This is a genomic window from Pararhizobium sp. IMCC3301, assembly GCF_030758315.1.
GTDB lineage: Bacteria > Pseudomonadota > Alphaproteobacteria > Rhizobiales.
On sequence record NZ_CP132336.1, the window covers coordinates 3,961,061 to 3,973,126 of the forward strand.

The 12,066-nt window shown below is 57.2% G+C and carries 10 protein-coding genes; 8 read left to right on the forward strand and 2 right to left on the reverse strand.

The window, feature by feature from the left end; genetic code table 11:
* Nucleotides 1–28: 28 nt before the first annotated feature.
* On the reverse strand, nt 29–1,390 hold the full coding sequence (locus RAL88_RS18980) for an FAD-binding oxidoreductase (RefSeq protein WP_306265596.1): 1,362 nt from the start codon (nt 1,388–1,390) through the stop codon (nt 29–31).
* 129 nt (nt 1,391–1,519) lie between these two features.
* On the opposite strand from RAL88_RS18980, the gene RAL88_RS18985 reads away from it, so the two are divergent.
* The 5 genes from RAL88_RS18985 (at nt 1,520) to RAL88_RS19005 (ending at nt 7,552) form a co-directional block, all read left to right on the forward strand.
* On the forward strand, nt 1,520–2,155 hold the full coding sequence (locus tag RAL88_RS18985; protein ID WP_306265597.1) for a GntR family transcriptional regulator: 636 nt from the start codon (nt 1,520–1,522) through the stop codon (nt 2,153–2,155).
* 44 nt (nt 2,156–2,199) lie between these two features.
* Complete coding sequence (locus RAL88_RS18990) at nt 2,200–3,180, forward strand: TAXI family TRAP transporter solute-binding subunit (protein WP_306265598.1); 981 nt, start codon at nt 2,200–2,202, stop codon at nt 3,178–3,180.
* A 69-nt stretch (nt 3,181–3,249) separates the two neighbouring features.
* Nucleotides 3,250–5,835, forward strand: a complete 2,586-nt coding sequence (locus tag RAL88_RS18995; protein ID WP_306265599.1) for a TRAP transporter permease — start codon at nt 3,250–3,252, stop codon at nt 5,833–5,835.
* A 1-nt stretch (nt 5,836) separates the two neighbouring features.
* Nucleotides 5,837–6,262 carry a universal stress protein gene (locus tag RAL88_RS19000; protein ID WP_306265600.1) on the forward strand — a complete coding sequence of 142 codons (426 nt, stop codon included), beginning with the start codon at nt 5,837–5,839 and terminating at the stop codon, nt 6,260–6,262.
* 126 nt (nt 6,263–6,388) lie between these two features.
* The gene (locus RAL88_RS19005; RefSeq protein WP_306265601.1) at nt 6,389–7,552 is read left to right on the forward strand and encodes a mandelate racemase/muconate lactonizing enzyme family protein; all 1,164 of its coding nucleotides are present in this window, start codon (nt 6,389–6,391) and stop codon (nt 7,550–7,552) included.
* A gap of 43 nt (nt 7,553–7,595) precedes the next feature.
* On the opposite strand, the gene RAL88_RS19010 is transcribed toward RAL88_RS19005, so the two are convergent.
* Entirely contained in the window at nt 7,596–8,528 is a 933-nt protein-coding gene (locus RAL88_RS19010; RefSeq protein WP_371932120.1) for an SMP-30/gluconolactonase/LRE family protein, read from the reverse strand.
* A gap of 262 nt (nt 8,529–8,790) precedes the next feature.
* Here RAL88_RS19010 and RAL88_RS19015 point away from each other — a divergent pair, with 262 nt between their 5' ends.
* The 3 genes from RAL88_RS19015 to RAL88_RS19025 all read left to right on the forward strand — a co-directional run bounded on the left by RAL88_RS19015 (nt 8,791) and on the right by RAL88_RS19025 (nt 12,059).
* Nucleotides 8,791–10,068, forward strand: coding sequence for a GAF domain-containing protein (locus RAL88_RS19015; RefSeq protein WP_306265602.1), 1,278 nt, complete (start codon nt 8,791–8,793; stop codon nt 10,066–10,068).
* Nucleotides 10,049–10,777 (forward strand): response regulator transcription factor, encoded by a 729-nt coding sequence (locus RAL88_RS19020; RefSeq protein WP_306265603.1) that lies wholly within the window; start codon nt 10,049–10,051, stop codon nt 10,775–10,777. The genes RAL88_RS19015 and RAL88_RS19020 overlap by 20 nt, the downstream gene beginning before the upstream one ends.
* Nucleotides 10,778–11,036: 259 nt before the next feature.
* Nucleotides 11,037–12,059 carry an ABC transporter substrate-binding protein gene (locus RAL88_RS19025; protein ID WP_306265604.1) on the forward strand — a complete coding sequence of 341 codons (1,023 nt, stop codon included), beginning with the start codon at nt 11,037–11,039 and terminating at the stop codon, nt 12,057–12,059.
* Nucleotides 12,060–12,066 lie beyond the last annotated feature (7 nt).

The following is a 12,066-nucleotide window of genomic DNA, read 5'->3' on the forward strand; positions in this document are numbered from 1 at the left end:
CCTGCGCCGACAAGCAGAACGGTCTGCATTACAGAACCCCCTTGCTGGCGCTGCGCAGCGTCTCCATCAATGCGGTATCCTTGTAGCGTTCCAGGGAAAATCCGCTGGCATAGTCCGGTAGCTCGGCACCGGCGATCGTTGCGGCGCAAAGCTCTCCGGCAGCGCCGGCGGCCATCGTGCCGAATCCGGAAAGGGCGCAGTTCATGAATGCGCCTTCCGGCCCCATCGGACCGATCAGCGGCCAGTTCTCGCCGGTCATCGTGTACCAGCCGCCATAATGGTGCATATTGCGGGGCAACCGTCCGTAATAGGCTTTAAGCGCCGGATTGAGCCGCGACGCACCACGCAACACGATATCGGGAAAATTATCGTCCAACTGCGGCTGCCATGTCGCAGTGGCCGGGGTTTCGTTATAGGCCCAACCAAGCTTGATCCATTTGCCTTTGTCTCCGCCATCGGGACGGCAGTGGATGGCACCGGGCATGGCCTCTGCCAGCCACGCGAAATCCGGGTCTTCAAGCAGCATCTGACGCTCTTCTTCCGTCCAGTCGATTTTTTGCCCGTCGAGGTCGATGGAAAATGGCATAGCGCGGGGAATGGCGGCTTCACGATCCTCAAATGCGATTTTCTGCTGGAACGTATTGTAGACCGGCAGATCAACGCCCATCATCTTTGCGATATCGCCGGCAAACGGGCCTGCGGCGTTCACCACCCGATCCGCAGCAAGGGTAACGATGCCATTTGAGGTCTCGAGTTCGACCCGGAAGCCATCCCCCGTCGTGATCGTACGGACCTCACCTGTGACGCGCTGCACGCCAATGTCACGCAAATAGTCGAGCATATACATGCCCAACTGCTGGCCGCTGATGTCGCCCCCGCGCCGGATATGGATGATCGTCCGGACCTCGGGATCATAACTGGGAAACCGGTTGCGGATCAGCGCCTGATTCTGCAGGATATCTACGCCATCCGGGACGCCCTCCCAATGCGGCTTGTCGAAGGGCGGATAGCTGCCGGCGGCCGCATCGGCATGGTAGCGCAAAAGCTCTCCTGCGCGCTCTTTCAACCCATCATGCAGCTGCGCGACCAGCGCATCGATATTCTTCTCCCGCGTGGCAAGAGCGTAGCCGCGTCGGTTCATATTGATGCAGTTGTCGCTGTCGCGGGCGATCTCTTCCATCAGGTCGATGCTACGGTCTGAGAACGCCACCATCGCCGGATGCGGCCACCAGTTGCGATAGTTCTCACCGGACTGCGCGGAAGTGAAAGCCATTGGCTGATCACGGTCGACCAGGGTGATGTCGCTCTGTCCGTATTTGCGCGCCAGATAATAGGCCGTGGCAATTCCGACGATACCGGTTCCAATGACAATGGTGGACGATGCTTTCATCGACGCAAACTCCTTGAGTCTGAAGGCAAAACATACGGGCTTGTCGAAAAATTCGTATTCGTTGTTGACATGATCGTATACTATTTGCAAGGATGAAATCCGAAAACTGCGGTCCAATGGGGAGCCGATATGACGTCCAATGCTGCAGACCCGATCTACGAAGACCTCCGCGCATTGATTCTCTCCGGAAAAGTCAAGTCCGGTTCTCCGCTGCGGCAGGACGAGATTGCCAAACGTTTTGGTGTCAGCAAGATCCCTGTGCGCGAGGCGCTGCAGCGGCTTGAGGTTGAAAACCTCGTCACCTTTGAACGCAATAAGGGTGCAACCGTGCGCCATTACACGGTAACCGAGATTCTCCAGCTGATGGATATCCGGATCGCACTGGAATGCCGCGCGCTGGAACTTGCGGTGCCCCATATGATCGACGCCGACCTGCGCGAAATGCGCAAACTGCTGTCTGACTACGCGCAACGCACCGAAGCTGCGGAGTGGAGCGACATGAATGCCAAATTCCACCACATGCTTTACGAGCCGTGTGGCAACGCGCAGTTGCTGCGGATGATCAACGATCTGCAGGAAAAACTGGGGCAATATCTCAGGCTGCTGGTGTCTGAGGCAACCGGGCTTGAGCGCCCTATGCGCGAACATGACGAAATCCTCGACGCCTGCGAAAACGAGGACGCCGCCACCGCTGTCCACAAGCTGCGTGATCATATTCAAACGACTCAGAAAGAAGTCGCCGCCTTTCTCAGACGGGGCGCATGAACCCCGTCCAACCCAATTCAATCGAACCGAACAGGGAGTGTACTATGAGCAACATCTTGAAACTTGCGGGTGCTGCGTGCCTTGCTGCGACCCTTGCCAGCGGTGCCGCCGCACAGGAGCGCAAATTCGTCAATATCGGCACCGCTGGCATTGGCGGTGGCTATTACCCGACGGGCGGTTTTATCTGCAACGTTCTGAACAAGAACCGCAAAAATCTCGGCCATAACATCCGCTGCACGGTTGAATCGACCGGCGGCTCGGTAGCCAACCTGAAATCCATTCAGTCCGGTGAAATGGACGTTGGCATCGTGCAGTCCGACTGGCAATACCATTCCTATCGCGGCACGTCGAAATTCGAAGATGATGGTGCCAACAAAGACTTGCGTTTCCTGTTCTCGCTGCATCTGGATACGGCGCATTTGGTCGGGCGTGCGGATGCGGGTCTGAGCAGCTTCTCCGAACTGGAAGGCAAGACGGTGAATATCGGCAATGCCGGTTCCGGCACCGAAGCCAGCATGACCTTTGCGATGTCGCGCTACGGCACGACGCCTGAGGATTTTTTCGGGCAGGCCACCCGCCTGACCTCGCGAGAGCAGGCACAGGCACTGTGTGACGGCAAGATCGACGCCTTCTTCTATACCACAGGCATCACCGCTTCTACGATCACTGAGGCGACCAACACCTGTGATGCAGCGGTTCTCGCCTGGTATGACGACACCATCGAGGCCATGATCGCGGAATTTCCCTATTACGCCAGATCGGTGATCCCGGCGGAAACCTATCGCGGTCAGCCTGAGGAAGTCATGACATGGGGTCTTGCAGCCACGCTCGTCGCCTCTGCTGACACGGAGGAGGAGGTGATCTATAATCTGGTTAAATCCGTGTTTGACAATTTTGAGGATTTCAAGGCGCAATCGACGCTCTATGTCGGTCTCACGCGCGAGGGGATGGTCAATAATGGCCGGTCCATTCCGTTCCATCCGGGCGCCGAGCGGTATTTCCGCGAAGTCGGCCTGTTGGAATGAATGCAGCAACACAAGGTTCGGGCGCATTTCAGGACAGAAGCGTCCGAATTTCATCTCGAGTGAGTGCAGATGGCCGAAGAAACGCATCAGCAAAAACTTGAGGATCTCATCGCCGAGAACGATACCGGCGCGCGTGACGCGTCCGGGCTGGCGCGAAAAGTCGTTCTTGGTGTTGCGCTGCTGTGGCCGCTTTATCAGCTCTACATGGCCTCTCCCTTGCCCTTCGTCACGGGATTCGGTCTGATCGACGACAGCCAGCAGCGGTCGATCCACCTTGCCTTTGCCCTGTTTCTGGGTTTTCTGACATTTCCGGCATTTCTTGCTGCGCCCCGCAAATACATCCCGCTTTACGACTGGTTTCTTGCGATCTTTGCGGCAGGATGCTCGCTCTATATCCTTGTATTCTACCGGGATGTGGTCGAGAACGCCGGCGGTCTGCGGACCTCCGCTGAAACCATTGTCTCGGTCCTGGGGATCATTCTGGTGATGGAAATCACGCGGCGCGTGCTTGGCCCGTCTCTGGTCATCGTCGCCGCAATTTTCTCTCTCTACGTCTTTGTCGGTCCGATGTTGCCTGATTTGATCTCGCATCGCGGCTTTTCGCTGAACCGCTATGTCGATCATATGTGGCTGACAACCGAGGGAATCTTCGGCCTGCCGCTGGGGGTTTCAAACAGTTTTATTTTCCTCTTCGTTTTGTTCGGTGCGCTGCTGGACAAGGGCGGCGCGGGCAATTTCTTCATCAAACTGTCATTCTCGATGCTGGGCCATCTGCGCGGAGGACCGGCCAAGGCAGCTGTGGTGTCCTCTGGCCTGACCGGCCTCATTTCCGGGTCGGCCATCGCCAACGTCGTGACCACCGGCACCTTCACAATTCCCTTGATGAAGCGGATCGGCTTTTCCGCCGAGAAGGCCGCCGCGATTGAGGTGTCGGCCTCAATCAACGGGCAGATCATGCCGCCGGTGATGGGAGCAGCTGCGTTCCTGATGACCGAATTTGTCGGTATCTCCTATTACCAGGTGGTCGTGCATGCTTTTGTACCGGCCATCGTCAGCTATATCGGCCTGTTCTACATCGTCCATCTGGAAGCGGTAAAAGCGGATATGCCGGTGCTGGCCAAACTTCGCGAAAGCTCGCTGTTGCGCATCATCTGGAATTTCCTTTTCGGTTTTGGAGCCGTCGCGCTGGTTGCGGGGATTGTCTATGCCGTGGCCATCGGACTGCGCATGGCTGCAGGCGTATTTGCCGTGCCGCTTGCTGCGGTGTTGCTGGTCGCGCTTTATATCTGGCTTCTCAGCATTGCGGCGCACTACCCCGAGCTTGAGATCGATGACCCGGACGCGCCTCTGGTGACGATTCCCGAACTCAAGCCTACGCTGATGGCCGGGTTGCATTTTGCGCTGCCCATAGGTGTGCTGATCTGGTGCCTGATGGTTCAGCGCCTGTCGCCTGGGCTGGCGGTATCCTGGGCAATCATCGTCATGGTCGCGATCATGCTGACCCAAAAACCCGTCACGGCGTGGTTCCGCGGTCAAAAAACCGCCGGTTTTGGCGCGGAGTTTCGCGAAGGGTTCGGCGATCTGATCGACGGCTTCATTGCCGGTTCGCGTAATATGGTGGGCATCGCAGTGGCAATGGCCGCAGCAGGTATCATTGTCGGCGTGGTTTCGTTGACCGGGCTCGGGCTGCTGATGACCGAGATCATTAACGCTGTATCGGGCGGCAACGTGATGATGATGCTGCTGTTCACCGCGATCATGTGCGTTGTGCTGGGCATGGGCCTGCCGACCACGGCTAACTACATTGTCGTGGCCAGCATTATGGCGCAGCCGCTGGTGACCATCGCGGCACAGAACGGTCTGGTGATCCCGCTTTTTGCGGTACATCTGTTTGTCTTTTATTTCGGACTGATGTCGGGCACGACTCCGCCGGTGGCAGTCGACAGCTTTGCCGGGGCGGCAGTGGCCCGTTCCGATCCGATGAAAACCAGTGTGCAGGCATTTTATTATTCGCTACGCACTGCGATCCTGCCTTTTATCTTTGTCCTGAACCCGGAAATGCTGTTGATCGGCGTCGAACACTGGTGGTCTGCCGCGCTGATTATTGTTTCAGCCACAATCGCCATGTGCATTTTCGGGGCCGCGACGCAAGGGTATTTTCTGGTTAAAAGCTACCGGCTGGAAAGCGCCCTTCTGATCGTGATTGCACTGTCGCTGCTGCGTCCGGGATTCTGGCTCGACAGGGTGCAGCCACCGTTTCAGCCGGTGAATCCGGACACCATCTATGCCGTGGTCGAAACCGCTCCGGATAATGCGCAGATCCAGATGTCCATGAATGGCGAAAATTTCAGCGGTGATAGGGTCCAACGCCTTGTCGCCATCGCTCTGGGACCGTCAGGCGCGTCCGGCGCGAACCGGTTGCGGGATGCCACCGGCATGGATATGCGTTTCCAGGATGGCGGGCTTTATGTAGACAATGTGGCCTTCAACAGCCCGGCGCAGAAATGGGGTGTCGATTTTGACTGGCAGGTGTTGGAATTGAACAAGCCCAACGCACGTGCGGCGAAGGAATGGTTTTACCTTCCGGCCTACGTCTTGCTCGGCCTTCTCATGTTCCGACAATTGTCACGCAGACGCCGGAAAGCGGGGCCGTAAGGTGTATAATCATCTCCTCGTCCCTGTCGATCTTGACCATCCTGCCTGCAGCGACAAAGCCATGCGGTCCGCCAGGCAGATCGCCGCTGCCTGTGATGCAGTGCTGCACGTCATGACTGTTGTCGCTCCGCTGGACAGCTTCACCGCAACGCTGTTTCCTCATGGCTTTTCCAGACAAGTGACCGAGACCGTCCGCGAAAAGTTGCACGCTTACACCGAAAAGGCCGCCCTGCAGGGCCTGAATGTTCAACATATTGTAGCGCATGGAGCGATTTACGATCAGATCCTCACAATCGCAAAAAGGGTCGATGCCGATCTGATTGTCATGGCCTCGCACCGCCCCGAACTCAGCGATTATCTGCTTGGTCCCAACGCAGCCAAAGTCGTGCGCCATGCAAACTGTTCCGTGATGGTGGTAAGAGACTGAAAAAGCTGAAAAACCTTCCGCCTTATTTTTCCGTTCCGCGTAACACTATTTCACCGCTGAGAAGACGCTTTGCCGCATCCGGCGTGGCCGTTATCATTCAGCGAATCGAAACAGGACTGGCGCCTAATGAAAATTGTTGAAATCCGCGAAATGACCGCCTCAATCGCCTCGGAAATCTCCAACGCCTATATCGACTTTTCAAAAATGAACTGTTCGGTCGTGGCGGTGGTAACGGACCAGATGCGCGGCGGCAAACCAATTATCGGCTATGGTTTCAACTCCAACGGGCGCTACGCCGCTGGCGGCCTGATGCGCGAGCGCTTCCTGCCCAGGCTGGAGGCGGCGGCAGCGGATGATCTGATCCGCGATGACGCAACCAACCTTGATCCATTCAAAATCTGGGACTGTCTGATGCAGAATGAAAAGCCGGGCGGCCATGGTGAGCGCTCTGTTGCCGTCGGCACCATCGACATGGCGGTCTGGGATGCGGTGGCGAAAATCGAGGACAAGCCGCTCTATCAGGTGCTGGCTGACCGCTATCGAAACGGCCAGGCCGACGACCGGGTCTGGGTCTATGCAGCCGGTGGCTATTACTATCCGGGAAAGGATAATTCGGCGCTGCAGAACGAGCTGAAGGGCTATAAGGACATGGGCTACGATGTCGTCAAGATGAAGATCGGCGGCGCGTCACTGGATGCCGATCTGGCCCGCATCGAAGCGGCGCTTGAAGTGGCCGGAGAGGGCAATCTGTGTGTCGATGCCAATGGGCGGTTCGATCTGGACACCGCGCTGCTTTATGCCGAGGCGATGGCTGACTACAATCTGTTCTGGTACGAGGAAGCCGGCGATCCGCTGGATTTTGAAATCCAGGCCCGCCTCGCCGAGGCCTATTCCCGCCCGATCGCAACCGGCGAAAACCTGTTTTCCCATCAGGACGCACGCAATCTGCTGCGTTATGGCGGCATGCGGCCTGACCGCGACTGGTTGCAGTTCGATTGCGCCTTGAGTTATGGACTGGTCGAATATCTGCGGACATTGGAAGTGCTGGACGAGATGGGCTGGTCGTCGCGGCGTGTTGTGCCCCATGGCGGCCACCAGATGTCGCTTAACATGGCGGCCGGACTGCATCTGGGTGGCAATGAATCCTACCCGCATGTGTTCAAGCCCTTCTGCGGATTTGCCGACGGGATTGAGGTTGAAAACGGCTATGTCGGCCTGCCGGACATTCCGGGCATCGGCTTTGAAGCCAAAAACCAGTTATTCTCGGTTATGCGGCAACTCGCCGATTGAACCATAGTCTGCCCTGCGGCACCGGCTGAAACTTGCAATGTCTCTAACTGCCGGCACCTGTGGTCGCAACGGAAATGGCATAGACCGAGGTTGTCGCCGTGATCACCATTTGCCGGCCATCGCGCCCGCCAAAGCTGAGATTGGCCACGGTTTCGGGCACCAGAATTGCACCCAGCGGCGCGCCGCCACTGTCAAAACACTCCACGCCAATGGCGCTGCTGGTCCAGATGTTCCCGCCAACATCGATGCGCAGACCATCCGGCACGCCCTGTTCGATATCGATCAGCACATCGCCGCCGGACAGCGTCTCGCCATGACAGGCAAAAGCGCGAATGTGATGCGGCGCTTCCGCATCGTGCGACCGGCCGGAATCCGCGATGTAAAGCACGGATTCGTCAGGCGAAAATGCCAGCCCGTTGGGTTTGACAAAATCATCGGCCACGATCCGGGTCTCGCCGCTGTCGGGATCAACGCAGAACACATGGCAGCCATCCTGCTCCTGTGCGGCGATTTTGCCCTCATAATCGCTGATGATTCCATAGGACGGATCAGTAAACCAGATCGAGCCATCGGATTTGACGACAGCGTCATTTGGCGAGTTCAGCCGCTTGCCGCCATGGCTGTCGGCGATCACCGTCAGGCTGCCATCATGTTCCGTGCGTGTGACGCGGCGGGTCAGATGTTCGCAACTGATCAGCCGCCCCTCGCGGTCACGAGTGTGGCCATTGCTGTTATTGGCGTCACTGTCATACAGGCGCACGCCGCAGCCGCGGATCCATTGCAGCACCTGATTGTTGGGAATATCGCTCCACAGAAAATAGTCGCCATGGGGAAAATACACCGGCCCTTCAGCCCACAGCATGCCGCTGTGAATGCGCTCCAGCGGCGCATCGGGCACCATCAGATTGCGGAACCGCGGATCGTGAATGACAATATGATCTGACATAGTGTGATCTGACATAGTGTGATCTGGCATGGTGTGGCCCCTGTATATTCTGCCCTTATTTCGATAAATCGACCCGCGCTGCAAAAAAAGGTGGGCGCGGCGACATGTCATGCGCAAATAAACACAATGAATGCGGAAATCCGTGACAGGCTGCGCGGGAAACTGAAGTTGAAGCCCGCAGCCGTCGATTTCCCGATCGATCATAATATGATTTGCTGGACACTTTCCTACGGACCGTGAATGGGAACCCCGGTCGCATGAGAGAATGCAGATAGCCGATAGGAACCGAAGGATGCACGGCAAGATCGACCACACTCTGGAGCACTATCTGGCTATTTCCCGCGCTGTCGCCGGGCAGATGGATTTCAAGGCCGTGCTGCACCAGATCGCCGGTGAAGTCCAGAAGATGGTGCCCTATGACCATATGGATGTGGTTATCATCTCGCCGGACAATGCTGACTGTCATGTGTCTGTTGAAGTTGGCGTGGCAACAAAGTGGGGTGTCGATGATGGAGTCCGTCCTATCAGCGAAAGCCCGATCCGCGATCTGCTGACCGGTGATCTCGATTATATCCTGTCTGGCGATGCCTGGGAGGACCCGGTCTTTCACATTCACGGACATTTTTCAGCACCGATTTTTGAGGCCGACCTGCATTCCCGCATCCATGTGCCATTGCTGGTGCATGGCAGGCTGCATGGCTCGCTGAATATTTCGAGCCACCAGAAGAATGCCTATGGTGAGCCCGACCTGGCTGTCGCGAAAAATATCGCAGATCTGATTTCACCGTATTTTTACGCGCTGTCGATGGGCGAGCGGGCGCGCAAGCTTGCCTTGTCCGAAGGTTCGGCCCGCGGCCGCGAAGAGGCGCTGCGCTCTGGCGCGCTGCGTCTCACCGAAGGTATGGAATATCAGCGCAAGCGTCTTGGCATGGAATTGCACGACCAGACACTGGGCGATCTGTCGCGGATTTACCGGCAGGTCAAGACCCTGGCGCGGCGCAGCCAAATCCCCTCGGCCGAATTCGCCGGTCTTGGCGATGCCATCGGCAAATGTATGGCGGAGTTGCGCCGGATCATCGAAAACGCGAAACCCGGCGTACTCGATCTGTTTGGCCTGCAGCAGGCAATTGAAGCACAGCTTCAGCAGGCGGTGGAGGGCGCAATACCCGCTGTCGTCTACACAGTTACGGACGAAACCGGCGGTGCCCTCGACCAGGCCCCGGAAATGCTGCGCACATCGGTGTTCCGGGTTTGTCAGGAAGCCATCAACAATGCAGTCCGGCACAGCCGTTGCGGTCAGATTTCAGTTGCCATTGCAGGCCGGTCCGATGCCATAGATGTGACGGTTTCCAATGACGGCAAGGCACCGCCGGAGGGTTGGGACCGCTCGACAAGGGGCATCGACAATATGCGCGTCCGTGCCGCCCTGATTTCCGGCAGAATTGCTTTTGAGCGCAATCAGGGCTTGACGATTGTCCGTCTGACTGTTCCCAATCCATCCGCCGCGCCGGGCGCTGATCCCGATGCGGATGTCCAACGCAGGAGTTCCGATGAACCTGTTGATAGCTGAAGATGATCCGTTTCACAGATCGTTTCTGCGCACCATCGTCTCCCGGGCGCTCCCCGAATGCGGCACGATTTTCGAGGCCGTCAACGGTGAAGAAGCTCTGGACTTCATGGAGCGCGAGGTGATTGGCGGCGTCGTCATGGATTTGCAGATGCCCAAGGCCAGTGGTGTCGCGGCTGCAAGTGTGATCTGGAATCATCATCCGACGATGCGCATTCTGTTCTGGTCGAATTATGCTGATGAGGCCTATGTGCGCGGCATTTCGCGGATTGTTCCGCCCGATGCGGTCTACGGCTATCTGCTGAAGACCGCCTCCGAGCACCGGCTTGAACTGGCGGTACAGGGGGTTTTTCAGGAAGATCAGTGCGTCGTTGACCGCGAAGTGCGCGGCGTTCAGCAGCGCAGCCAGAATATTCACGAAGGGCTCAGTGATGCGGAATTCGAAGTGCTGCGCGATATTGCCCTGGGCATGACCGACAAGGTGATTGCTGCGCGCCGCTCCATTTCCACGCGCGGGGTCCAGAGCCGTCTGAAAAGCCTGTATGACAAAATGGGCATTGATCCCACGCCCGTCACCAGCGAAATCGGGCCGGCCTTCAATTCGCGCACCCGGGCAGTGGCGGTAGCCATGTCACGCGGTCTGTTGAATGCCGAAGGACTGGCGATCGATGAGGAACGGTACAAAGCCTGGCTCGACAAGGTTGGAGTGTGAAGATTCTTCTCGGTTTGCGGAGACCCGCAAGTTGAGCCGTGCATTTACGAAGCTGAATTCGCCCGAACCACGCTGACCATTGACCTTGCTTGCCTGTAATTCATTACAGTAAGCTCAAACCTCATGCCGCAGGAAATTCGCGGAAGACGTTTGGCGGAAGATGTTTGATTGAGACCACCAGAATATGGTGGTGGTGAAGAAATCTACTCACGAACAAGAAGCCGAAAACGGCTCGCAACATTTGTCCATGGAGGAACTAATGAAACTCACTAATGTGACAGCCGCTGGTGCGGCGCTTGCCTTTCTTCTCAGCACGGCTGCAATGCCTGCATTCGCAGAAACCACAGACAAACGCATTGCCTTGTCAAATAATTATGCCGGGAATTCCTGGCGCCAGGCCATGCTGACCAGTTGGGAAACAGTAACCGGCAAGGCGGTTGCGGACGGCGTGGTTGCCGCTGCGGATGCTTTTACCACGGCAGAAAACCAGGTTACCGAACAAGCTGCCCAGATCCAGAATCTGATCCTGCAGGGCTATGACGCCATCGTTATCAATGCCGCGTCCCCGGAAGGTCTGAACGGAGCGGTGAAAGAAGCCTGCGACGCCGGAGTTGTGGTGGTTTCGTTTGACGGCATCGTCACCGAACCCTGTGCCTGGCGTATTGCTGTCGACTTCAAGCAGATGGGTAAAATTCAGGTCGAATATCTGGCGGAACGTGTGCCTGACGGTGGCAATCTGCTGGAAATCCGGGGCCTCGCCGGGGTTTTCGTCGATGACGAGATTTCAAGCGGTATCCATCAAGGTGTCGCCGAAAACTCGCAATTCTCCATCGCAGGATCGGTTCATGGCGACTGGGCCCAGGACGTCGCCCAAAAGGCCGTTGCCGGCATTTTGCCAAGTCTGTCCGATATCAAGGGTGTTGTGACCCAGGGCGGCGATGGCTATGGCGCGGCGCAGGCCTTCAAGGCAGCCGGCCGTGACATGCCGATCATCATCATGGGCAATCGCTACGACGAGCTGAGCTGGTGGAAAGAACAGAAAGACGCCAATGGCTATCAGACCATGTCGGTGTCGATTGCCCCTGGCGTCTCAACTCTGGCATTCTGGGTTGCCCAGCAGATTCTGGATGGCAAGGAAGTGCCGAAAGACCTGACTGTGCCGTTCCTGTCGATCTCGCAGGAAACCCTTGAAGAAAGCCTCAAGACCACCCAGGAGGGCGGTGTTGCCAATGTTGAATATAGCCAGGAAGAGGCACAGGACGTCGTATCCGGCGCGATGTAACTGCAAT

Excerpts from the sequence above, each read along its gene's own strand:
- RAL88_RS19010 (WP_371932120.1), bottom strand. The coding sequence starts at position 8,528 with ATGCCAGATCACACTATGTCAGATCACACTATGTCAGATCATATTGTC.
- RAL88_RS18995 (WP_306265599.1), top strand. The coding sequence starts at position 3,250 with ATGGCCGAAGAAACGCATCAGCAAAAACTTGAGGATCTCATCGCCGAG.
- RAL88_RS18985 (WP_306265597.1), top strand. The coding sequence starts at position 1,520 with ATGACGTCCAATGCTGCAGACCCGATCTACGAAGACCTCCGCGCATTG.
- RAL88_RS19015 (WP_306265602.1), top strand. The coding sequence starts at position 8,791 with ATGCACGGCAAGATCGACCACACTCTGGAGCACTATCTGGCTATTTCC.
- RAL88_RS18990 (WP_306265598.1), top strand. The coding sequence starts at position 2,200 with ATGAGCAACATCTTGAAACTTGCGGGTGCTGCGTGCCTTGCTGCGACC.
- RAL88_RS19025 (WP_306265604.1), top strand. The coding sequence starts at position 11,037 with ATGAAACTCACTAATGTGACAGCCGCTGGTGCGGCGCTTGCCTTTCTT.
- RAL88_RS18980 (WP_306265596.1), bottom strand. The coding sequence starts at position 1,390 with ATGAAAGCATCGTCCACCATTGTCATTGGAACCGGTATCGTCGGAATT.
- RAL88_RS19005 (WP_306265601.1), top strand. The coding sequence starts at position 6,389 with ATGAAAATTGTTGAAATCCGCGAAATGACCGCCTCAATCGCCTCGGAA.
- RAL88_RS19020 (WP_306265603.1), top strand. The coding sequence starts at position 10,049 with ATGAACCTGTTGATAGCTGAAGATGATCCGTTTCACAGATCGTTTCTG.